Origin of the sequence: Pseudomonas sp. SBB6 (genome assembly GCF_024213215.1) — a bacterium.
Taxonomy (GTDB): Bacteria; Pseudomonadota; Gammaproteobacteria; order Pseudomonadales; family Pseudomonadaceae; genus Aquipseudomonas; species Aquipseudomonas donghuensis.
This window is the reverse complement of the sequence record NZ_JANAVH010000011.1, coordinates 23,254-45,029: the sequence shown is the minus strand read 5'-3', so window position 1 is coordinate 45,029 and position 21,776 is coordinate 23,254. Positions and strand designations below refer to the sequence as shown.

Here is a 21,776-nt window from a genome sequence, read left to right as displayed (position 1 = left end):
ACACTTTGCCATGCACCTCAGCCTTGATCGTCACTCCGCCATCCCGCTGGTACAGCAATTGACTGGGCAACTGCAGGCCTGGATCGAAGGCCAGCGCTTGCGTCCCGGTAGCCGCTTGCCGTCGATACGTCAGTTGGCCCGGGAGCAGGGCGTCAGCCAGTCCTGCGTGATCGAAGCCTACGACCGGCTGGTGGCGGCGGGCTGGTTGCAGGCGCGTCATGGCGCCGGATTTTTTGTTGCCGAACAGCGGCTCAAGATGCCTCTGGTTGATCAGCCGATCCGCGACGAGGCATTTGACAGCCGATGGCAGCAGTTCACTGACGATCCGGCTGAGCTGCTCAAGCTCTGCTGTGGCTGGGTGCCTTCCAACTGGCGCGCCACCGAGGCGATTGCCCAGGCGGTGCGTCAGGTCAGCCGTGGCGCGGTTGAAGACTTGATCGACTATTGCCCGCCGTTGGGCCTGGCCAGCCTGCGCGCGCAGTTGCACAAGGGCCTGGAGCAGATCGGCATCCAGGCCGCGCCTGAGCAGATCCTCACCACCCAGGGCGCCAGCCACGCCCTCGACCTGCTGGTGCGCACACTGCTCAAGCCCGGCGACAAGGTGCTGGTGGAAAGCCCGGGTTACTACAACCTGTACAGCCTCCTGCGCCAGCATCAGGTGGACATGCTCCAAGTGCCGCGTACCCCTCAGGGCCCTGATCTGCATGTGCTGGAAGACCTGCTCAAACGGCACCGCCCGCGTTGCCTGTACATCAACAGCCTGTACCAGAACCCCACCGGCAGCAGCCTGTCGCCCAAGGTCGCTTATCGCTTGCTGGAACTGGCCCGTGAACATGACGTGTTGATCATCGAGGATGACATCTACGCGGATTTTCAGGACGGTGCGGTCACGCGCCTGGCAACCCTGGATGCCGAGCAGCGGGTGATTTACCTGGCCAGTTTCTCCAAGACCCTGAGCAGTTCGCTGCGGGTTGGCTATCTGGTGGCCAGGCCTGATCTGGTCGCTCGCCTGGCGGAATTGAAAATGGTCAGTGGCCTGGGCACTTCACGCTTTACCGAGCACGTCGTGGCGCAGATGCTGGGCAACGGTAGTTACCGAAAAAGCATCGCCCGCTTGCGCGTGCGCCTGGCCCAGCATATGGCCAAGGTCCTGGGGCAATTGGAAGCCAATGGCTGGGAAGTGTTCACTGAGCCGTACGGCGGCATGTTCGTCTGGGCGCGCTGCCCGGGGCGGGATTTCGCTGAGCTGAACCGTGAGGCGCAGGCCTGTTCGGTGCTGCTGGCGCCGGGCAGTGCTTTCGATCCGCAGGGTGCTGCCTGCGACTGGTTACGGATCAATGTCGCCTATGCGCAGGACCAGCGCGCGCAGGCGTTCTTCCAACGTGCCGGGCGACCTCGGCTGTCCTGAAAACGACGCAACTGTAGCTTTTTGCCATTATTCCGACGCCGGGATCTTGTGCCGCTGGCCGCGCCATTGCCACTCTTCACCCTTGATGCATTTGCGGGTATCGGGGGGAAGTGCGATGAGTTCGGCCAAGCGTGGTTTTTTCGCCAACCTGGGCATGGCCCGCAAGCTTGGGTTGGGGTTTGCCCTGGTGTTGCTGTTGACTGCGGTGGTGGCGGCGGCGGGGGTTGCCGCGCTGCATAGCGTCGGGCAACGTTTCGATGGTTTGAAGCAGATGGCGGCGCTCAATACCGCACTGCTCGACACCCGTTTGCAGGAGCAGGCATTCGCCCTGCGCTCCGATCCCAAGGCGGTAGAGGCCGTGCATCAGCGCGTTGAAGCGCTGCAGGAGCAAGCGCGGGCGCTGGTGCAACTGACCGGTGTCGAGCAGGCGCTGAGCGACTACCGCCTGGCCTTCGACCAGTTTGTCGAGCTGACCCAGGCCAAGGAGCTGGCACTGGACATGGCCAGCTGGTCGGTCTCCAGCGTTGCCAACAACCTCGATGTGCTGCAGTCCGGGCTGGCCGATGACGGTACTTACACCCTCAAGGACACCCAGGGCCAGCAGGGCGCCGAGTTCGTCGAGCAGGCCGGGCAGGTGGCCCAGGTCGCGCGCCTGATGCTGCAGGCCATGGATGAGGCGCGGGTGCGCCTGGAGCAGAACCGCAAGGGCGCCGAAGACGCGCGCCAGGGTCGCATTGAACAGACCGAACAGGCTGCTGCCCTGGTCGAGCAGTTGAAGGCCGCGGTGACCGATGCCGGTTATCAGACCGTGCTTGGCGAAGTCGGCACGCATATCGCCAGTTTCAGTGAAAAGCTCGCCGAATACACCGACCTGCTCGGCCGCGAGCAGCAGCTCAAGCAGCAATTGCAGGCACGTGCCGAGCAGGTCACCGCTCAGGTCGATCAAGCCTACCTCGCTGAAGATCGGGCTATGCAAAGTGAGTTGAAGAACAACGCCATACTGATCCTTGCGGCCTCGCTGCTGGCACTGCTGGTGGGCGTGTTGGCGGCCTGGCTGATCACCCGCGCGGTGGTCGGGCCGCTGCGTCAGGTAATGGGCCGTGCCCAGCAGATTGCCGCCGGCGATCTGCGCGGTGATATCGGTGTCGACCGCCAGGATGAGGTCGGCCAGTTGATGCTGGCCATGCAGCAGATGGGCACGGGCTTGAGCGCGATCGTCAGCGGCCTGCAAAACGGTATCGAACAACTGGCCAGCAACGCCCAGTCGCTGTCGGCGGTCACTGAACAGACCAATCGCGAGGTCAACAGCCAGAAGGATGAGACCGAGCAGGTGGCCACTGCCATGCAGCAGATGACCGCCACCGTGCATGATGTCGCACGCAACGCCGAAGAGGCTGCCCAGGCGGCGCAAACGGCGGATGACAAGGTGGAAAGCGGTCAGCAGGTGGTACGCCAGAGCATGCAGCGTATCGAACAGTTGGCAACTTCCGCCGAGTCAGCCAGCCAGAGCATCGAGACGCTCAGCAGCGAAGTGCAGAACATCGGCCAGGTACTTGAAGTGATCAAGAGCGTCGCCGAACAGACCAACCTGCTGGCGCTCAATGCCGCCATCGAGGCCGCGCGGGCGGGTGAGCAGGGGCGTGGTTTTGCCGTGGTCGCCGACGAGGTGCGGGCGCTGGCCCGGCGCACCCAGCAATCGACCGAGGAAATCGAGCGCCTGGTCAGCAGCTTGCGCAGCGGTGCCCAGGCCTCGGTGGCGCAGATCCAGGGCAGTGCCGAGTTGGTCAAGTTGGCCGTCAGCGATGCCCTGCACACGGAAAGCGCCCTGGGCAGCATTGCCGCGGCGGTGTCGTTGATCCAGCAGATGAACCAGCAGATTGCCGCGGCGGCGCAGCAGCAGAGTTCGGTGGCCGAGGAGATCAACCGCAGCGTCACCCAGATCCGCAGCAGCGCCGATCAGTCGGCGCTGGCCATGCAGGGCAACGCCAGCTCAAGTATCGAGCTGGCGCAGTTGGGCAATGACTTGAAGGGGATGGTCGGGCATTTTCGCCTGTAGGAGCGGCGGTGCGGCGTCCCTACGACTATTTACGCCAGTTGAGAATCATCAAGGTCAGCACCCCGGCAACAATGCCCCAGAACGCCGAACCGATCGAGAACAGGGTAAAGCCGGACGCTGTGACCATGAAGGTGATCAGCGCAGCTTCGCGCTCCCTGGCTTCGTTCATCGCTACGGTCAGGCCGTTCATGATCGAGCCGAACAACGCCAGGGCGGCAATCGACAGCACCAGCTCCTTGGGCAGGGCCGCGAACAGCGCCGCCAGGGTGGCGCCGAAGACCCCGGCGATACCGTAGAAAATCCCGCACCAGACCGCAGCGGTGTAACGCTTGTTCGGGTCTTCGTGGGCATGCGGCCCGGTGCAGATTGCCGCGCTGATGGCCGCCAGGTTGACGCCGTGGGAGCCGAACGGGGCTAGCACCAGCGAAGCCAGGCCGGTTACCGTGATCAGCGGCGAGGCCGGTACCTGGTAACCATCGGCGCGCAGCACGGCGACACCGGGCATGTTCTGCGAGGTCATGGCTACCACGAACAATGGAATGCCGATGCTGATGGTGGCGGCCAGGGAGAAGCTTGGCGTGGTCCACACCGGCGTGGCCACTTCCAGGCTGAAACCGCTGAAGTCGAGCAGGCCCATGGCTGCGGACAACACAGTACCGACCAGCAACGCCGCCAGCACCGAGTAACGCGGCGACACGCGCTTGATCAGCAGGTAGCTGAAAAACATGCCCAGCACCAATGCGCTCCGATGCTGGGCGGCAATGAAGATCTCGCTACCGATCTTGAACAGGATCCCGGCCAGCAACGCCGAGGCCAGCGACGCCGGAATGCGCTTGACCAGGCGCTCGAAACTACCGGTCATCCCACAGATCACCACCAAAACTGCGCAGGTGATGTAGGCACCAATCGCTTCGCCATAGCTGACCCCACCCAGGCTGGTGATCAGCAGCGCCGCGCCGGGCGTCGACCAGGCGACGGTGATCGGCGTGCGATAACGTAGCGACAGGCCGATGCTGCACACTGCCATGCCGATCGACAGCGCCCAGATCCACGAAGAAATTTGCCCGGTGGTCAAACCGGCTGCTTGACCGGCCTGGAACATCAGCACCAGGGAGCTGGTGTAACCGGTGAGCATGGCAATGAAACCGGCCACTAGCGCGGATGGCGAGGAGTCGGCCAAAGGGCGCAATTGCGCGGACGTGGCATCGGGCATCGGGGCATTCCTTGTGCTGGATGTAAGCAGGTATTTCAGACTACCGCGCACACTGTTGATCTTTGCCATACAGCAGGCATTGCAATTAGCCGTACAGTCGCCAACTATGGGCGCGGGTACGATTGAGCCTTACGAAGAGGGGGAGTGATGTACAAGGTTTACGGCGACTACCAGTCGGGCAACTGCTACAAGATCAAGCTGATGTTGCACCTGCTCGACCTGCCTTACGAATGGCATTCGGTGGATATCCTCAAGGGCGAGACGGAAACCCCGGCGTTCCTGACCATGAACCCCAACGGCAAGGTGCCGGTGCTGGAGCTCGAAGATGGCACCTACCTGTGGGAGTCCAACGCGATTCTCAACTTCCTGGCCGATGGCAGCGAGTTCCTGCCCACCGAACCGCGTTTACGCACCCAGGTGCTGCAATGGCAGTTCTTCGAACAGTACAGCCATGAGCCGTACATCGCCGTGGCGCGCTTCATCCAGTTCTACCTGGGGCTGCCGCAAGACCGGCTGGAGGAATACAAGACCCTGCACAAGGGTGGCTACAAGGCCCTGCGGGTGATGGAGAAGCAACTGCAGCTGACGCCATACCTGGTGGGCGATAACTATTCGATCGCCGATGTCGCGCTGTACGCCTACACCCATGTCGCCCATCAGGGCGGCTTCGACCTTAATGAGTACCCGGGCATCCAGGCATGGCTGGAACGTGTGACCAGCCATCCCCGTCACGTGACCATGCTCGGTTGAGCGATCAGGCGGCAAAACGCTTGTTGAGGTAGTCGATGATCACCTTGGATTCATACATCCAGGTGGTCTTGCCGTCTTCCTCGATACGCAGGCACGGTACCTTGATCTTGCCGCCTTCGGCGAGCAGGGTCTGGCGATCCTGTTCGTTGTTCTTGGCGTCGCGCAGCGCAACCGGCACATTCAGGCGGTGCAGGGTGCGGCGGGTTTTCACGCAGAATGGGCAAGCGTGGAACTGATACAGGCTCAGGCCCTCGGCCTGTTGCTCGACCCGGGCCTGGGCAGCCGGGTCGCGCTTGAGCTTGGCCGGGCGGCTGATCCAGTCACCGAACACAATCAATTGGCCGAGGCCCACACGCAGTGCTTTGACGATCATGGCAACTCCTGAGAATAAAAAAAGCCGACCACGAAAGGTCGGCTTGCAGTCTGGTTCGCTTACTTGATCAGGCTGAGAAACTCGCTGCGGGTCGCGGCGTTTTCACGGAACTCGCCGAGCATCACCGAAGTGATCATGGTTGAGTTCTGTTTTTCCACACCGCGCATCATCATGCACATGTGCTTGGCCTCGATGACCACCGCCACGCCCAGGGCGCCGGTGACTTTCTGGATCGCTTCGGCGATCTGGCGGCTGAGGTTTTCCTGGATCTGCAGGCGACGTGCGTACATGTCGACGATCCGCGCCACCTTCGACAGCCCCAGGACCTTGCCGTCAGGGATGTAGGCAACGTGGGCCTTGCCGATGAACGGCAGCATGTGGTGCTCGCACAGCGAGTACAGCTCGATGTCCTTGACCAGGACCATCTCGCTGTTATCGGAGCTGAACAGGGCGCCGTTGGTCACTTCTTCCAGGGTTTGCTCATAACCGCGGCAAAGGTACTGCATGGCCTTCGCTGCCCGTTTGGGCGTGTCGAGCAGGCCCTCGCGGGAGATATCCTCGCCAAGCTGGCCAAGGATCGCGGTGTAGTTCTGTTCCAGGGACATGGATCTACCTGTGGGATTTTATCGCAAACGCGAAGGGTACGGCGGCGGCGGCGGCGCTGCAAGTACGGCGTTACTCGTCACGGCCTTCGAGCATGGTTCGCTTGAGCATGACATACACCGCGCCAGTACCGCCATGGCGGGCCTGGCACGAGGTAAAACCAAGGACTTGCGGGTGCTGGCGCAGCCAGGTGTTGACGTGGCTCTTGATCATCGGCCGCTTGCCATCCAGGCGTACCGCCTTGCCATGGGTGACGCGCACGCAGCGCACTTCGAAACGGGTCGCTTCGGCGAGGAAGGCCCAGAGGGTTTCCCGCGCCTTTTCGACATTCATGCCATGCAGGTCAAGGCTGCCTTCGAAGCCGATCTGGCCGAGCTTGAGCTTGCGCATCTGGCTTTCCTGGACGCCGTCACGGCTCCAGTGCAGGTCGTCTTCAGGGCCGACATCAATGACGAACTGGTCCGACAGGCCATCGACCACGGTCTGGTCGCTGCGCACTGTCGCGGCCTGGCGCAGGCCCGCCAGTTTCTTGCGGTCGGCCTTGGGTTTACCGACCTCGGCGCGATCATGCGTGATCGGCTTGACACCGCGCATCTCGCTTTTGAACAGGGAAAAATCGTCGTCTTGCATGTAAGCCTCCGCCTGGGCGGCGTAGTTTACGCGACTCCCCCACGGCGTGCAGTCAATCGTGTTTTTTCATCAAGTGCGGTGACAGGTTGAGCTCGCGGCTGCGACGCAGGCGCAAACGGCTGCGGCGCCAGAACCACACGCCCAGGTACAGCAACAGCAGGCCAAGGCCGAGCAAGACGCTGGCACCGGCCGGGTTGGCATTGAGCTCGCCCAGGGCAGCGGGGCGGCCCAGCAGGCTGGCGGCGCCGGCCATGGCCAGGAGCACGCCAGCGGTTGCCAGCAACGCCGAGAACGCCGCCGCAAAGCGCATGCCCCAGTTGCGGGGCGTGCGTGGGCGTAAGCGCTTGGCATCGAAACCATCGGATATTTTCATTCCGATTTCCTCTATGGATATCCGGCGTTGGACCGAAAAGCCCTGAGGTGGTTCCGCCCGGCTGCCGGGCGGTCGCTCAGATCAGGCTGGTGGTCGGCGCCACACAGGCAAAGTTGTCGGCCATGATCGCCATTTCGCTCTGCTGAATCTGCGCCGCCGGGATCACGCCATCCTTGAAGGGCAGGTCGCGGGTGGCGCAAGCATCTTCGATCAGGGTGCAGCGGTAGCCGTAATCCTTGGCCCGGCGCACGGTGGTGCTGACGCTGGAGTGGCTCATGAAGCCGCAGACGATCAGGTCCAGGTGGCCGTATTTCTGCAGGGTTTCATGCAGGGTGGTGTTCTTGAAGGCATTGGGCATGCGTTTTTCGATGATCACCTCATCGCCCTGCGGCTCAAGGCCCGGGATGAATTCACCGCGCGGGCCCTGCGGGTCGAACATGCCGCCGACGGTACCCAGGTGACGCACGTGGATGATCGGGCGCCCGGCCTTGCGGGCCGCCTCGAGCATTTTAGCGATGTTGGCCACGGCTGCGTCCATGCCCGAGAGCGCCAGGGGACCGCTGAGGTACTCCTTTTGCGCATCGATAATCACCAGGCTGGCATTGTTCAGCTTGGCCGGCGGATAGCCGCGACCGCTGAGGTGGAACATCGTCATTGGAACAGACATCAAGGGCTCCTTTGGATAGGGCTTTTACCCTATTGTCCCCTGCCTGAGCACTTATGTGAATCGCTTCGCGTACAACCAGCGTCGTTAGTGGCCTGCAGCCATCTTGGCGATATCCTTACAGGGTGTTTTTGCCGATCATTTCTGTTGCCGGGCTGTTAGAATCGCAGGTCGTCTTTCAAGGAGTCTGTTGTGATCACTTCTCGCTTGCGCACCCTGCGCGATCATATCCGTTGGGCCGTCAGCCGTTTCCACGAGCAGGGCCTGTTTTTCGGTCATGGCGCCGACAACGCCTGGGATGAAGCGCGGCTGTTGGTGCTGGGGTCGGTGCATCTGCCCTGGGAAGTCGCCGACGCCTATCTGGACTGTCAGCTGGAAGACGACGAACTGGTCAATCTCCAGCGCCTGCTCAAACGCCGCATCGAAGACCGCGTACCCACCGCCTACCTGCTCGGTGAGGCCTGGTTCTGTGGTTTGTCGTTCATCGTTGACGAGCGCGTGTTGATTCCGCGCTCACCCATTGGCGAGCTGATCGAAAAACGTTTCGAGCCGTGGCTGGCCAGCGAGCCTGCGCGCATCCTCGACCTGTGCACCGGCTCCGGCTGCATCGGCATCGTCAGCGCCGAAGTGTTCCCGGACGCTGAAGTGGTGCTGGCCGACCTGTCCTTCGAGGCACTGGAGGTGGCGAACCAGAACATCGAGCGTCATGGCCTGGAAGAGCGCGTCTATACCGTGCAGGGCGACGGCTTCGGCGGTCTGCCGGGGCAGCGCTTCGACCTGATCCTGTCCAATCCGCCGTATGTCGATGCTGAAGACTTTGCCGACATGCCCGAGGAATATCACCACGAACCGGAACTGGGCCTGGCCTGCGGCAATGACGGCCTGGACCTGGTGCGGCGGATGCTGGCCGAAGCGGCCGATCACCTGACCGAGAAGGGTTTGCTGATCGTCGAGGTTGGCAACAGCCAGGTGCATGTCGAGGCGCTGTATCCGCAAGTGGATTTCGCCTGGCTGGAGTTCGAGCGGGGTGGGCACGGGGTGTTCATGCTCACGGCGCAGCAGTGCCGGCAGCATCAGGGGTTGTTTGCCTCGAAGGTGTAAGGCTTCAGGTTTGCAGTGAATCCATCGCTGGCAAGCCAGCTCCCACAATTGCCCTTGTGGGCGCTGGCTTGCCAGCGATGCTTTTTAACGGTGAGTCGCAATCCAGATCAACAACCCCGCCTGAAACACCGCAAAGGCCACCAGGCAGGTGATGGTAAAGCGCAGCCCGCTGTCTTCACGGCGGTACTTGCTGACCCGCTCGTCACGCTCGCGCAATTGCGCCTCTTTTTCCTGCAGGCTCTGCTCGGCCTGTTGCAGCATCTGCGCAGCATCGAGTATCTCCACCCGCTGCACCTTGTCACTGTTCCAGCCGCCCTTGAGTTCACCGACCTGCGCATCGACAAAGCGTCCCTTCAGGTGCTGGGCATCGGCGTACTCGACCTCCAGGCCATGACTGCGCAGCACATGGTCACGGCGCAGACGGGTGTCTTCGTTGAGGGCGTCCTTGTTCGGCAGGGCCGCGCCTTCGACCCGATAGTGCGGCCACTTGCGTTGCGCCCAAGTCACCGCCTGGTTCATCAGAAAACGCCCCAGGCCGCGGTTCAGCGGCTCGATCTGCAGGCCGGAATCAGGGCTGAAGGTCACGCGTTTTTCTTCGTGATCGACCCAGACATCCAGGTGGTTCTGTTCCTTGCGCACCTTCTGCGCCGGCAGCTGGATAGCCATGCGTAGCAGGCTGGTCTGTTTGTTGTGGCGTTCGGCATAGCCGTACTGGACGAAGCGCAGCGGCCGCGCACCGCTGTTGCGGTCGGTCGGCAGCGGCGCCAGGCGCAGCATCTGGAAATGTTCGGGGGCAACATCGGCCCAGGGCAGGGGGGCAACTTCCGCTGCTGCCTGTTCGGCAGTCGTCTCGGCGGTGTCCTGGGGGGCGGCTTCGGTCATCACGGCAATCCTCATGTGCGCAGCGGGCTGGTCGCATTGACGAAGCCAGCACCACTTTATCGGCAGGACTGGCCCGGACTGGAGGCGCAATTTCTGCGATTGGGCCTCAGCTGGCGGGCAACCGCTGAATGAAGTCGACAACGCGCTTGCCCAGTTCGGCCGCTTGCGGCAGTTGCGGATCGAGATAACTGTCGCGTTGCTGGCTGATTTGCTCCGGTGCGATGCGCAGCATGTGGTTCATGCCCTTGATCAAGGCAAGCTCGGCATCCGGCTTGGCGGCCTTGAGGATCTCGGCATTGTCGACATTGACCTGGAAGTCATGGGTGCCCTGGATGATCAGCGCCGGTACCTTGACCTTGGCAAAGGCCTCGGCCGGGTCCTGGCGGAACAGCGAAATCAGGTAGGGCTGCACGCTGGGGCGCAGTACATCCTGCAGGGGCAGGGGCACGCGGGAGGAGGTCTTGCCGTTTTTCAGGCGATCGAGGATATCGCCGGCACTGGCCATGTAGCGCCCGGGCACCCGCTCAAATATCTGTGTGCGCAGCGCCTTGTCGATCGGCCAGCCACTGCCGGCGATGCTGATCACGGCGCTGGCGCCGCTTTGCTCGGCGGCAAGGCTGGCGATCAACGCACCTTCGCTGTGGCCAAGCAGAATCAGGCGGCCGAAACGTGGGTCGGATTTGAGCTTCTGGCTCCAGGCCACGGCATCGGCGACGTAGCGCTCTACCGTCAGGTCGCGCTCGTCCGGGGTGGCCGCGAGGCTGGCAGCGACGCCGCGCTTGTCGTAGCGCACGCTGGCGATATTGTTTTTTGCCAGGGTCAGGGCCAGTTGCTTGAGGTTGTCCGTGTTGCCGCCGTAGGGGTTGTTGCCATCGCGGTCGGTGGGCCCGGAGCCGGCAATGATCAGCACCACCGGTGGTGGCTGCTCGGTACGCGGCAACAGCAGGCTACCGTGCAGCACGCCGCTGCCGGTATCGAGGCTGACCGGGCGTTGGAACACGGTGGGAGCGGCAGCCTGGACCAGTCCGCTGAACAGCAGGGCGATTACCGTAACAATACGCAACATCATCAGGCCACTATCGAGAGAGTGCGGTTTGGACCCGGCCGGGCGCAGAAGGTTCGCCGTCAGGGATGAACTGAATGGTTAGCCTGCGTATACTGGCGCTCTTGTTCAAATCTGGCTGATTCGCGGAGCGTCCTGCATGTCCGGCAATACCTACGGCAAGCTGTTCACTGTCACCACCGCTGGCGAAAGCCATGGCCCGGCGTTGGTCGCCATCGTCGATGGCTGCCCGCCAGGCCTGGAGATTTCCCTGGCCGACCTGCAGTACGACCTGGACCGGCGCAAGCCCGGCACCAGCCGCCACACCACCCAGCGCCAGGAAGCCGACGAAGTCGAAATCCTCTCGGGAGTGTTCGAAGGCCGCACCACCGGCTGCTCCATTGGCCTGTTGATCCGCAACACCGACCAGAAGTCCAAGGACTACTCGGCGATCAAGGACCTGTTCCGCCCGGCCCACGCCGACTACACCTACCACCACAAGTACGGTGAGCGTGATTACCGTGGCGGCGGTCGCAGCTCGGCGCGGGAAACCGCCATGCGCGTGGCCGCCGGGGCCATCGCCAAGAAGTACCTGGCCACCCAGGGCATCCGCATCCGCGGCTACATGAGCCAGCTAGGACCGATTGAAATCCCCTTCAAGACCTGGGATTCGGTTGAGCAGAACGCCTTCTTCAGCCCGGACCCGGACAAAGTCCCGGAGCTTGAGGCCTATATGGACCAGCTGCGCCGCGACCAGGATTCGGTCGGGGCGAAAATCACCGTGGTCGCTGAAGGCGTCATGCCCGGCCTGGGCGAGCCGATCTTCGATCGCCTGGATGCCGAGCTGGCCCACGCGCTGATGAGTATCAACGCGGTCAAGGGCGTGGAAATCGGCGCAGGTTTTGCCAGCGTCGCCCAGCGCGGTACCGAGCACCGTGACGAGCTGACCCCGGAAGGCTTCCTCAGCAACAACGCCGGCGGCATTCTCGGCGGTATTTCCTCCGGTCAGCCGATCGTTGCCCACCTGGCCCTCAAGCCGACCTCGAGCATCACCACCCCGGGCCGCTCCATCGACGTCGATGGCAACCCGGTTGAGGTGATCACCAAGGGCCGTCATGACCCGTGCGTGGGTATCCGCGCTACACCGATTGCCGAGGCCATGATGGCCATCGTGCTGATGGACCACCTGCTGCGCCACCGCGGGCAGAACGCCGACGTGCGCGTGAAGACGCCGGTGCTGGGCCAGCTGTAATGCTGGCGCCTGCCAATCGCGCCGCGGCTCGCTGAGCCGTGGCGCCGATTCCCTACTGGCGGCTGTCCAGTTTCTACCTCTTTTACTTCGCCTTGCTCGGCTCGACAGCGCCGTTTCTGGCGTTGTATTTCGATCACCTGGGTTTTTCCAGTGCGCGCATCGGCGAGCTGGTGGCCATCCCCATGCTGATGCGCTGCGTGGCCCCCAACCTGTGGGGCTGGCTGGGCGACCGCAGTGGCCAGCGCCTGCTGATCGTGCGCCTGGGTGCCTTGTCGACCCTGGCGACCTTTTCGTTGATCTTCTTCGGCAAAAGCTACGCCTGGCTGGCGCTGGTGATGGCCCTGCATGCGTTCTTCTGGCATGCGGTACTGCCGCAGTTCGAGGTCATCACCCTGGCCCACCTGCAAGGGCAGACCGCACGCTACAGCCAGATCCGTCTGTGGGGCTCGATCGGTTTCATCCTCACCGTGGTCGGCCTTGGCCGATTGTTCGACTGGCTTAGCCTGGATATCTACCCGGTTGCCTTGGTGGTCGTCATGGCCGGTATCGTCGTGGCCAGCCTCTGGGTGCCCAATGCCCAGCCGCCGGGGCAGAATGACCGTGCGGCCGGCGGCGGTTTTCTCAAGCAACTGGCAAGCCCGGGTGTTGCCGCGTTTTACCTGTGCGTGGCACTCATGCAGCTTAGCCATGGCCCGTACTACACCTTCCTGACCCTGCACCTTGAGCACCTGGGTTACAGTCGCGGCACCATCGGCATGCTCTGGGCCCTGGGGGTGGTGGCCGAGGTGCTGATGTTCCTGGCCATGAGCTGGATCCTGGCGCGGGTCTCGCTGCGCCGGGTGCTGCTGGCCAGTTTTGCCCTGGCGGCCGTGCGCTGGGCGTTGCTGGGCAACTTTGCCGAGCACCTGGGCGTGCTGCTGTTTGCCCAGGTCCTGCACGCAGCCACCTTCGGCAGTTTTCACGCGGCCGCCATCGCCTTTGTGCAACGCAGTTTCGGCGCCCGCCAGCAAGGCCAGGGCCAGGCGCTGTATGCAGCGCTCGCCGGCACGGGCGGCGCCTTGGGTGCCTTGTACTCGGGGTACAGCTGGAACCTGCTGGGGCCGGCTACCACCTTTAGTATTGCCAGCGTCGCGGCCCTGGCCGCAGCCGTTATCATTGCACTTCGAATGAAAGAGGACAGGGCATGAGCCTTGGCCGTGAACCATTGGCCGGTAGTAAGGAGTTGCCCTGATGAGCAGCCTGACCGTGTATCACCAGTCCACCCCGGATATTCCCAACAAAGTCTTGACTCATCTTGAAGACATTGCCGCGACCCTGGCCGAGCAGGGCGTGCGTTTCGAGCGTTGGCAGGCCGCCGCGCCCATTCAGGCGGGGGCCAGCGATCAGGATGTGATCGGCGCTTATCAAGCCAGTATCGATGCGCTGAAGGCCGAGAAGGGCTATGCCGGTGTCGAGGTAACCCGCGAAGCGGACGCCCGTTTGCTTGCCGAGCATACCTGCGACGAAGATCAGCTGCGCTTTTTCGCCGCCGGGCGCGGGCTGTTCAGCCTGCGGATCGAGGATTACATCTATGCAGTGTTGTGCGAGAAGGGCGACCTGATCGGCGTGCCGGCGGGGGTTCGGCATTGGCTCGATCTGGGCGAGGAGCCGCGGTTTGTGGCGATCCGGGTGTTTAGCCAGGCACAGGGTTCGGTTGCCAACTTTACTGGCGACAAGATCGCTGCAGACTTTCCTCGGCTTGATGACTGAGTGATCGCCATCGCGGGGCAAGCCCGCTCCTACACAGACTTGTAGGAGCGGGCTTGCCCCGCGATGCGATCTCCAATGCTTACCGATAAGTCGGCAAGGCAAACCGCTGCTGGCTCTGCAACATTGAAATCACCGGCAACTCACTGGCCTGCCCGGCCAGGTCGCGGCGAATCGCACTGATCGCCCACGACAGCTGTTCGGCGCTGTGCAGTTGGGCATAAGAAATCGAGCGCTTGGTCTGGGTGCCGTCCGCTGCCCGCAGGGTCAGCAGAATTCCACCGTCGGGGCGCGCCTGAGTGGTGACGTCGTAGGCGGAGAATACCGAGGCGAATTTTTCCTGGATGAGGTCCATATCAGCTCCTGACTGTTAGTGGCAGACATGGAGTGACTGGTGCAGTGACTGTGCCAGCTCTTCTTCTAAATAAAACCATTATAAATCAATAAGTTATAATGTATGTCGAAGAGCGCTACCGTGCATTCTGCACGGTAGTGCATTTCGCACAGTGCATTTTGCAGTGCTGCCCTGGCCAATAGATTTCTTCTGTCATGGCCATGAGTTATCCACCGTTGACCCGGCGTGCTCGCTGACAAAGACTTGGGCCTTTCCGATAGCCAGGAGGTTCCCCATGTCTGACCAACGTAGCCCCACGCCGATGAACGATGACGAGGCGGCAGCGTTCGCCGAAGAAGTGTTCGACCGGGCGCGCAAGGGCGACGCGGTGATGCTCGGGCGCTTGCTGGAAAATGGCCTGCCGGTGAACCTGCGCAATGGCAATGGCGATACCTTGCTGATGCTTGCCAGCTACCACGGGCATCTGCAGGCCGTTGCAGTGCTGCTCGAGCACGGCGCCGACCCGCAGATTGCCAATGACAAGGGCCAATTGCCCATCGCCGGCGCCGCATTCAAGGGCAACCTGGAGATGGTCCAGCTGCTGGTGGATAAAGGCGCCGAGGTCGATGGGACGTCCGCCGATGGGCGTACGGCGCTGATGATGGCGGCGATGTTCAACCGCACGGTCATCGTCGATTACCTGCTGGGCAAGGGCGCCAACCCGCGCCACCGTGACGCCCGTGGCAGCGATGCCCTGGGCGCGGCGCAAACCATGGGTGCCCCTGAGACCAGCGAGCAGTTGCTCAAGCTGCTCGGCTAACCCCCCGGGGCCTTTTGCGGCTATCCTTGGCGACTTTTTTACCGTCGCAGGGCCCCTTCATGAAATCCCAACTGGTCGAACTCATCGGCAAAATCAGCGCTGGCTGCATGCGCGAGGAAGACATCGCGCGCATCGCCGACGAAGCCGCCCAGGCCTATGCCGACCCGCAGGCGTTCCTCGCCGCCAACCCGGACATCAACTACGACGACAGCTTCCCGATCCCGCTGGGTGAATGGATTGTGGTCGGCAGCCTGCCCGATACCGTGCTGTTCCAGGCCGATAGCTACCAGGACCTGTTTGCCCAGATCGTCGACTCCTTCGACAAGAGCGTGCCGTTCAACCTCAAGCCCAAGCAGTTGGCCAAGGTCGAGCCGCTGACCGCGCTCAACCGCATCCAGGTGCAGATGGGCGCGATGAACAAGGAAGCTGGCGGCTATGTGCTGATGAACTTCAGCCAGTTGCTCGATGACGAGCTGCAAATGGTGCTGGTCGGCAACGACGACCTGCCACGGGTGCTGGAGCTGTGCGCCGAGGTCGGCATTGCCGCAGCGCCGGCTCTGGAAGCGCTACGGGTTGCCGTGCACGTTTAACCGAGGGCGGTATCGAGGAACATCATCACCGCAAAGCCGCCCATCAGGCCCAGGGTTGCCGAGGTCTGGTGGCCGTTGCGGTGGGTTTCCGGGATCACTTCGTGGGACACCACGAAGATCATCGCCCCGGCCGCCAGGCCCATGCTCACTGGGTAGGCGATAGCAAAACCGCTGGAGATGCCCAGACCGATCACGGCACCCAGGGGTTCCATCAGGCCCGAGCCGATCGCCACCAATGCCGCCTTGAAGGTCGAAAGACCGGTTGCGCGCAGCGCCAGGGCCACGGCCAGGCCTTCGGGAATGTCCTGGATGGCGATGGCGCTGGTCAGCGGCAGGCCGACATTGAGGTCGCCGTTGGCAAAACTGACGCCGATGGCCATGCCCTCGGGCAGGTTGTGCAGGGTGATCGCCAGCACGAACAGCCACACCCGGTTGATCCGCTCGGCCTGTGGGCCGCAGGGGCCGGTGCTCTCGTGTTCGTGCGGGGTAAAACGGTCGAGGCCGAGCATCAGCAGCACGCCCAGGCCCATGCCGACGACCACCGTCAATGCAGCGTAAGGGCCATTGCCGGTGATCCCGCGGGCCGCGTCGAGGCCGGGCAGAATCAGCGAGAACGAGCTGGCAGCGAGCATCATGCCGGCGGCAAAGCCGAGCATGACATCCTGCGTTCGCGCGCTGATCTCGCGCAGCACCACGGCCATGACCGCACCCAGGGCGGTGGCGGCAAAGCCGGCCAGGCCACCGAGCATGGCCATGTGCAGGTTTTGCTGGTGCTCGCCTTGCACAGCGTTCCAGGCACTGGCGATCAGCAGGCCAACCACTGCCAGCAGGCTCAAACCCAAGCCTGCACTGAGCCACGGGCTGCTTTGTGCCTGTTGCATCCAGGCGCTCCATAGTGGCGCGGGGGCAGGGCTGCTGTGGCTGTGGGCGGGTGGCATAGGGACCTCTGGGCGGCAATTCAATGAATCGAGTGTAACCAGCGCTGCTGGGCTGCGGCGAACGATTCGCCTCTATCGGGCTGATAGCCAGCTATCCTGAGGGCAGGCGTGATCATGGGAGCAACACCATGGGGTCTACCTTCAATAGCGTGGTTGGGCTGATCATTCTGGCCCTGGACATCTGGGCGATCATCAATGTGATCAAGAGCGGTGTCAGTGGCGGCGTCAAGATTCTCTGGGTGCTGCTGATTCTGCTGTTGCCTGTGCTGGGCCTGATCATCTGGGCGATCGCCGGGCCGCGGGGCAATGTGCGGCTATAGTCCGCTATCGCGGGGCAAGCCGGCTCCTGCCCCGCGATAATTTTCAGATCAACCAGGTCCCCTCCAGTTCCAACAAGATCTGCTTGCGCTCGATCCCCCCGGCAAACCCGGTGAGGGTGCCATTGCTGCCGATCACCCGATGGCAGGGCACAATGATCGCGATCGGGTTGGCGCCATTGGCGGTGCCCACTGCCCGCACCGATTTCGGCTTGCCAATGGCCTGGGCAAGCTCGCCGTAGCTGCAGGTGGTGCCATAGGGGATGCGCTGCAGGGCCTGCCACACCTGGCGCTGGAATGGCGTGCCGTGGGCCGCCAGGCGCACTTCGAAGTGTTCGCGCTTACGGGCAAAGTACTCGTCGAGCTGGCGTGCAACATCGTCCAGCTGGCGAGTGGCTGGCTGCCAGACTTCGGCCAGTTCCCAGGGTTGGGCGGCATCCATGTGCAGCATGCGCAGGCCCTGTTCATCGCCTGCCAGTAGCAGCGGGCCAAGCGGGCTTGGGAGGTAGCGATAAAACATGGCGTAATGATCTCGATGCGGATAACACTGATTCTATTACGAAATTTTCACAATCGATTGCCGACAATTTGCTCGCGCAATTATCCATTCGCCGAATGGCCGTGCAACGTGCTCGCGTTTAGGGCACATTTGCCGATTCGTTTTACCGCCTTCCTCGAACCTGAACCCTAGGGATCTTCCAATTCATGGCTACCACGGACGCCTTGAGTCAACAGCGGGCTGCGTCGCGCCCGTTGCAACCGACGCTGAAATCGCACCTGGCCTACACCCTGCTGTGCGGTCTGGTGATCATGCTGATGCTCAGTCTGGTCCGCCTGGCCCTGCTGGCCTACAACAACGACATGATCGGCGACACGCCGATGTCGACTGTAGCCGAGGGTTTCTTCAACGGCCTGCGTTTCGACCTGCGGGTCGTGGTGTACCTGAGCATCCCGCTGCTGCTGGCCATCCTCAGTGCCCGGGCCATGGCCGCACGCGGCCTGTTCCGTGCCTGGCTGACCATCGCCTCGAGCATCGTCATGTTCCTCGGCCTGATGGAGATGGATTTCTATCGCGAGTTCCACCAGCGCCTCAACGGCCTGGTGTTCCAGTACGTCAAGGAAGACCCGAAAACCGTGCTGAGCATGCTCTGGTACGGCTTCCCGGTGGTGCGCTACCTGCTGGCCTGGGCCTTTGGCACCTGGCTGCTGAGTCTGCTGTTCAAGGGCATCGATCGCCTTACCCGGCCCGATGGCGTGTATGAAAGCCAGGTCGCTGGCAAGCGTAGCGTAGCGCCTTGGTATGTGCGCGGCGTGGTGTTCTTCATGGTCCTGCTGGTGGCGGTCATCGCTGCTCGCGGCACCCTGCGCCAGGGCCCGCCAATGCGTTGGGGCGACGCTTTCACCACCGACTCGAACTTCGTCAACCAGTTGGGCCTGAACGGCACCCTGACCCTGATCGATGCAGCCAAGAGCCGTTTCGGCGAGGACCGCGCCAACATCTGGAAGTCGACCATCGAGCAGGGCCTGGCGACCCAGGCCGTGCGTGACATGCTGCTGACCGCCAACGACAAGCTGGTCGATGCCGACAGCGCCGCGGTGCGCCGTGATTTCACCCCGCCAGCGGACAACACCCTGCCGATCAAGAACGTCGTGGTGATCCTCATGGAGAGCTTCGCCGGTCATTCGGTTGGCGCCCTGGGCAGCCCGAACAACATCACCCCGTACTTCGACAAACTGGCGAAAGAGGGCTTGCTGTTCGACCGCTTCTTCTCCAACGGCACCCACACCCACCAGGGCATGTTCGCCACCATGGCCTGCTACCCGAACCTGCCGGGCTTCGAATACCTGATGCAGACCCCTGAAGGCGGCCACAAACTGTCGGGCCTGCCAGCGCTGCTCAGTGCCCGTGACTACGACGACGTCTACGTCTACAACGGTGACTTTGCCTGGGACAACCAGTCCGGGTTCTTCGGCAACCAGGGCATGACCACCTTCATCGGCCGTAACGACTTCGTCAATCCGGTGTTCTCCGACCCGACCTGGGGCGTGTCCGACCAGGACATGTTCGACCGCGGTAACGAAGAGCTGGCCAAGCACGATGGCAAGAAGCCGATCTACGCGCTGCTGCAGACCCTGTCCAACCACACGCCGTATGCACTGCCCAAGGATCTGCCGGTCGAGAAGGTCACAGGCCAGGGCCGCCTGGACGAGCACCTGACCGCCATGCGCTACTCCGACTGGGCCTTGGGCCAGTTCTTCGAGAAGGCGCGCAAGGAGCCTTACTTCAAGCAAACCCTGTTCGTCATCGTCGGCGACCATGGCTTCGGCAACCACCAGCAGGTCACCGAGATGGACCTGGGGCGCTTCAACGTGCCGCTGCTGCTGATCGCCCCGGGCATCCAGGACAAGTTCGGTGCGCTCAACCACACCGTGGGTACCCAGATCGACATCGTGCCGACCATCATGGGCCGCCTGGGCGGCGAAACCCGTCACCAGTGCTGGGGCCGTGACCTGCTTAACCTGCCGGCCGGTGATCCGGGCATTGGCATGATCAAGCCGTCGGGAAGCGAGCAGATCGTTGGCCTGATCAAGGGTGATCGCATCCTGATCGAGGCCAAGGACATGTCGCCACGCATGTACCGCTACGAGCTCGGTGCCAACTTCAAGGCCGAGCTGATCGAAGCCCCGGACCAGAAGGACCTGACCCACAAGCTCGAGTCGTTCATCCAGACGGCGACCAAGAGCTTGCTGGACAACACCGCTGGTGTAGTGCACGGCACCCCGGAATAACGTCGTTGCTAGCGCTGTAAACAGGACCCCGGCTTGCCGGGGTCTTGGCTTTTTGTGCCATGGATGCTCAAATCGCGCGCCTCAGGAAGCGGGGGCTGGAATGGCGCCCATCAAAAAAGGATTTTTGCGTGCGAGTGTTCGTGTTGTTTGCCTGCCTGTGCCATTCACTGTTGGCGGTGGCCGATGTTGCCTCAGCGGATTACCAGACGCCCCCCGGCTGGCGCACCGAATGCATGGGCCGGGTGCAGTTCGATGTACCTCAGGACATTGCCTGGCACGTTTCCAGTGGTTACTGGCAATACTACAATTTCGATCTCCCCCGCCCCACGATCACCCCTGGGGACAAGCAGATTGCCTACGGCGAAGGGTTGACTGGCGAGCTGCCCTTTCTGGTCGACATCGAGGTCAGCCCGTTGACCACCCGTGCACTCTACGAACAGATCCGCTATGTGCAGAGCCTCACCCGTGGCCCGGCGCAGGAGCGGGTGGTGAAGGCGCAGATGGAGGCGCTGGATGCCGCCATCTCTGCGAGCCGTGACGATGAAACGCGCTACAGGGCACTGAGTGATCAGTACTACGACTTGCGTGAAAAGCTCCAGCGCATAGGCTATGTGAATTCGCAACTGGTGGTGCTTGACGACATGATCAAGCAATTTACTGCCGAGGGGCGGCCGGTGGCGAAGCTGCAGGTCGAGCGCGATGCCTTCTTCGAGGAGCAGGCACAATGGCCGACCGATGTAGAGTACGAGCATGAGCGCTTTATCGAGCTGGGTGTGCCGGACGCCTCTGCAAACTGGTATGAAGGTAATCTGACTGCCTACCTGTGGCGCGATCAACGCATCTACCGATTCAAATTCTACAGTGGCGCCAATACGGCTACAGACACCGCTGCGCTGGCCCGGCTGGAGCCCAGGGCGCGCGCTGTGCTGGCCGCGTTCCGCACCCGCAAGCAATACGAAATTCCCCAGGACAACGGTTTCTGTGTGCCCTTCGGCTTCATTGCCGACGATGGCACACCGCGCCATGCCATCACCCTGGGCCTCAACCCCGCAGACAATCCGAAACTGCTGCACCGCCTGAGCATGAGCAGTGACAGCGACAAGGCCGTCGAGATGGTGCCGATGCTGCTGGATCGACTGATTGCCAACCCGTTTCCGATGCATATCAGTGTCGATAAGTTCGGGCCCTCAAGCGTGCGGATCGGTGCCGCCAAGGGCAGGTTCGGCGGCGCACGCTTTCGCGTCTATGAGCCTGACAGTCTCAAGCCGGCGGCCACTGAAACGTTCAGGATGGTCGCTGGCGCCTTGAGCTCCGGCTACCAGCCCACCGTGGTACTGGGAGTGACCGATGAACACTCCGAGCCGCCGCTGCAGTTCGAGCCCTCCAGGGACCAATTTCTGCGCACGCTGCAAAGCATACGTGCGCTGCCGGGCGGCCATCGCTTTGAGCCGCAAGTCGACTGAACAACCACCCCGCGGCGAGGTCAACGGTAGGTAGGCCAGATTCACCCTGAGCACCGGTACAGAGGAGAGTCCAATGAAAGACTGGGTCATTACTTTTGTTGATCAGAAGGGCGAGCGTATCTCGCTGCCTCTCACCGCAGAGCTTGAGCCGAGTATCGAAGAGGCTGCGCGGCTGATTCGTACCCATCTGTTTCCGGTCCTGGGCGAACTGGACCTCAATGATTTCCAGGACCGCGAACCCTCGCCGACGGCCAAATGGCTGAAAGAGCAGAACGGGGTAGAGATCACCGCCATCACTGAAGCCCCCTGAACCCGCTTGCTGGCTGGCACGCCGGGCAATCAGGCGCTACGCTGCAGACAAGGTCGGGCAGTTTTTTCTGATTGTCCGGGCTTGCCGATCCACGTCACGCAACAGCTCGAATTGCCCCCGC

24 protein-coding genes are annotated in these 21,776 nt (G+C 62.5%); 13 read left to right on the top strand and 11 right to left on the bottom strand.

The window, feature by feature from the left end:
• Positions 1-10 precede the first annotated feature (10 nt).
• Both NLX68_RS20110 and NLX68_RS20105 read left to right on the top strand, forming a co-directional pair.
• Entirely contained in the window at positions 11-1,408 is a 1,398-nt protein-coding gene (locus NLX68_RS20110) for a PLP-dependent aminotransferase family protein (protein ID WP_254285526.1), read from the top strand.
• A 115-nt stretch (positions 1,409-1,523) separates the two neighbouring features.
• Positions 1,524-3,464 carry a methyl-accepting chemotaxis protein gene (locus tag NLX68_RS20105; protein WP_254285525.1) on the top strand — a complete coding sequence of 647 codons (1,941 nt, stop codon included), beginning with the start codon at positions 1,524-1,526 and terminating at the stop codon, positions 3,462-3,464.
• Positions 3,465-3,489: 25 nt separating this feature from the next.
• On the opposite strand, the gene NLX68_RS20100 is transcribed toward NLX68_RS20105, so the two are convergent.
• On the bottom strand, positions 3,490-4,677 hold the full coding sequence (locus NLX68_RS20100; protein ID WP_254285524.1) for a benzoate/H(+) symporter BenE family transporter: 1,188 nt from the start codon (positions 4,675-4,677) through the stop codon (positions 3,490-3,492).
• A gap of 147 nt (positions 4,678-4,824) precedes the next feature.
• On the opposite strand from NLX68_RS20100, the gene NLX68_RS20095 reads away from it, so the two are divergent.
• Complete coding sequence (locus NLX68_RS20095; protein ID WP_254285523.1) at positions 4,825-5,427, top strand: glutathione S-transferase family protein; 603 nt, start codon at positions 4,825-4,827, stop codon at positions 5,425-5,427.
• Between the two features lie 4 nt (positions 5,428-5,431).
• On the opposite strand, the gene NLX68_RS20090 is transcribed toward NLX68_RS20095, so the two are convergent.
• The 5 genes from NLX68_RS20090 to NLX68_RS20070 all read right to left on the bottom strand — a co-directional run bounded on the left by NLX68_RS20090 (position 5,432) and on the right by NLX68_RS20070 (position 8,073).
• A complete protein-coding gene (locus tag NLX68_RS20090; protein WP_010224089.1) occupies positions 5,432-5,800 on the bottom strand; it encodes a glutathione S-transferase N-terminal domain-containing protein in 369 nt (122 codons plus the stop codon).
• Between the two features lie 59 nt (positions 5,801-5,859).
• Positions 5,860-6,405 carry a GTP cyclohydrolase I FolE gene (gene folE, locus NLX68_RS20085; RefSeq protein ID WP_010224088.1) on the bottom strand — a complete coding sequence of 182 codons (546 nt, stop codon included), beginning with the start codon at positions 6,403-6,405 and terminating at the stop codon, positions 5,860-5,862.
• 70 nt (positions 6,406-6,475) lie between these two features.
• The gene (locus tag NLX68_RS20080) at positions 6,476-7,033 is read right to left on the bottom strand and encodes a Smr/MutS family protein (protein ID WP_010224087.1); all 558 of its coding nucleotides are present in this window, start codon (positions 7,031-7,033) and stop codon (positions 6,476-6,478) included.
• A gap of 52 nt (positions 7,034-7,085) precedes the next feature.
• A complete protein-coding gene (locus NLX68_RS20075) occupies positions 7,086-7,406 on the bottom strand; it encodes a hypothetical protein (RefSeq protein ID WP_010224086.1) in 321 nt (106 codons plus the stop codon).
• A 76-nt stretch (positions 7,407-7,482) separates the two neighbouring features.
• Entirely contained in the window at positions 7,483-8,073 is a 591-nt protein-coding gene (locus NLX68_RS20070; protein WP_254285522.1) for a cysteine hydrolase family protein, read from the bottom strand.
• A 189-nt stretch (positions 8,074-8,262) separates the two neighbouring features.
• Here NLX68_RS20070 and prmB point away from each other — a divergent pair, with 189 nt between their 5' ends.
• The gene (gene prmB / locus NLX68_RS20065) at positions 8,263-9,171 is read left to right on the top strand and encodes a 50S ribosomal protein L3 N(5)-glutamine methyltransferase (protein ID WP_254285521.1); all 909 of its coding nucleotides are present in this window, start codon (positions 8,263-8,265) and stop codon (positions 9,169-9,171) included.
• Between the two features lie 84 nt (positions 9,172-9,255).
• Here the strand turns inward: prmB and NLX68_RS20060 are convergent, their stop codons facing one another.
• Both NLX68_RS20060 and NLX68_RS20055 read right to left on the bottom strand, forming a co-directional pair.
• Positions 9,256-10,053, bottom strand: a complete 798-nt coding sequence (locus NLX68_RS20060) for a hypothetical protein (RefSeq protein ID WP_254285520.1) — start codon at positions 10,051-10,053, stop codon at positions 9,256-9,258.
• Positions 10,054-10,159: 106 nt separating this feature from the next.
• Entirely contained in the window at positions 10,160-11,122 is a 963-nt protein-coding gene (locus NLX68_RS20055; RefSeq protein WP_254285519.1) for an alpha/beta hydrolase, read from the bottom strand.
• Between the two features lie 133 nt (positions 11,123-11,255).
• Here NLX68_RS20055 and aroC point away from each other — a divergent pair, with 133 nt between their 5' ends.
• Genes aroC through NLX68_RS20040 form a run of 3 tightly spaced genes read left to right on the top strand, consistent with a single transcriptional unit; the run spans position 11,256 to position 14,096 of the window.
• Positions 11,256-12,347 (top strand): chorismate synthase, encoded by a 1,092-nt coding sequence (gene aroC / locus NLX68_RS20050; RefSeq protein ID WP_254285518.1) that lies wholly within the window; start codon positions 11,256-11,258, stop codon positions 12,345-12,347.
• A 38-nt stretch (positions 12,348-12,385) separates the two neighbouring features.
• Positions 12,386-13,534: an MFS transporter gene (locus NLX68_RS20045; protein WP_254285517.1), complete on the top strand. Its 1,149-nt coding sequence runs from the start codon at positions 12,386-12,388 to the stop codon at positions 13,532-13,534.
• A gap of 43 nt (positions 13,535-13,577) precedes the next feature.
• A complete protein-coding gene (locus NLX68_RS20040; protein WP_254285516.1) occupies positions 13,578-14,096 on the top strand; it encodes an acireductone dioxygenase in 519 nt (172 codons plus the stop codon).
• Between the two features lie 79 nt (positions 14,097-14,175).
• Here NLX68_RS20040 and NLX68_RS20035 read toward each other — a convergent pair whose 3' ends face one another.
• Positions 14,176-14,448 carry a DUF3509 domain-containing protein gene (locus NLX68_RS20035; protein WP_254285515.1) on the bottom strand — a complete coding sequence of 91 codons (273 nt, stop codon included), beginning with the start codon at positions 14,446-14,448 and terminating at the stop codon, positions 14,176-14,178.
• 274 nt (positions 14,449-14,722) lie between these two features.
• Here NLX68_RS20035 and NLX68_RS20030 point away from each other — a divergent pair, with 274 nt between their 5' ends.
• Positions 14,723-15,247, top strand: a complete 525-nt coding sequence (locus NLX68_RS20030) for an ankyrin repeat domain-containing protein (RefSeq protein ID WP_254285514.1) — start codon at positions 14,723-14,725, stop codon at positions 15,245-15,247.
• A 59-nt stretch (positions 15,248-15,306) separates the two neighbouring features.
• On the top strand, positions 15,307-15,837 hold the full coding sequence (locus NLX68_RS20025) for a hypothetical protein (protein WP_254285513.1): 531 nt from the start codon (positions 15,307-15,309) through the stop codon (positions 15,835-15,837).
• On the opposite strand, the gene NLX68_RS20020 is transcribed toward NLX68_RS20025, so the two are convergent.
• Positions 15,834-16,775, bottom strand: a complete 942-nt coding sequence (locus NLX68_RS20020; RefSeq protein WP_254285512.1) for a ZIP family metal transporter — start codon at positions 16,773-16,775, stop codon at positions 15,834-15,836. The genes NLX68_RS20025 and NLX68_RS20020 overlap by 4 nt on opposite strands.
• Before the next feature lie 128 nt (positions 16,776-16,903).
• On the opposite strand from NLX68_RS20020, the gene NLX68_RS20015 reads away from it, so the two are divergent.
• Positions 16,904-17,095 carry a PLDc N-terminal domain-containing protein gene (locus NLX68_RS20015; protein ID WP_010226359.1) on the top strand — a complete coding sequence of 64 codons (192 nt, stop codon included), beginning with the start codon at positions 16,904-16,906 and terminating at the stop codon, positions 17,093-17,095.
• A gap of 43 nt (positions 17,096-17,138) precedes the next feature.
• On the opposite strand, the gene NLX68_RS20010 is transcribed toward NLX68_RS20015, so the two are convergent.
• Complete coding sequence (locus NLX68_RS20010; RefSeq protein ID WP_254285511.1) at positions 17,139-17,612, bottom strand: methylated-DNA--[protein]-cysteine S-methyltransferase; 474 nt, start codon at positions 17,610-17,612, stop codon at positions 17,139-17,141.
• 185 nt (positions 17,613-17,797) lie between these two features.
• Between NLX68_RS20010 and NLX68_RS20005 the strand changes: the two genes are divergently transcribed.
• The 3 genes from NLX68_RS20005 (at position 17,798) to NLX68_RS19995 (ending at position 21,655) form a co-directional block, all read left to right on the top strand.
• The gene (locus NLX68_RS20005; RefSeq protein ID WP_254285510.1) at positions 17,798-19,882 is read left to right on the top strand and encodes an LTA synthase family protein; all 2,085 of its coding nucleotides are present in this window, start codon (positions 17,798-17,800) and stop codon (positions 19,880-19,882) included.
• 59 nt (positions 19,883-19,941) lie between these two features.
• Positions 19,942-21,345, top strand: a complete 1,404-nt coding sequence (locus NLX68_RS20000; protein ID WP_254285509.1) for a hypothetical protein — start codon at positions 19,942-19,944, stop codon at positions 21,343-21,345.
• A gap of 73 nt (positions 21,346-21,418) precedes the next feature.
• Positions 21,419-21,655, top strand: a complete 237-nt coding sequence (locus NLX68_RS19995) for a hypothetical protein (RefSeq protein WP_254285508.1) — start codon at positions 21,419-21,421, stop codon at positions 21,653-21,655.
• Positions 21,656-21,776 lie beyond the last annotated feature (121 nt).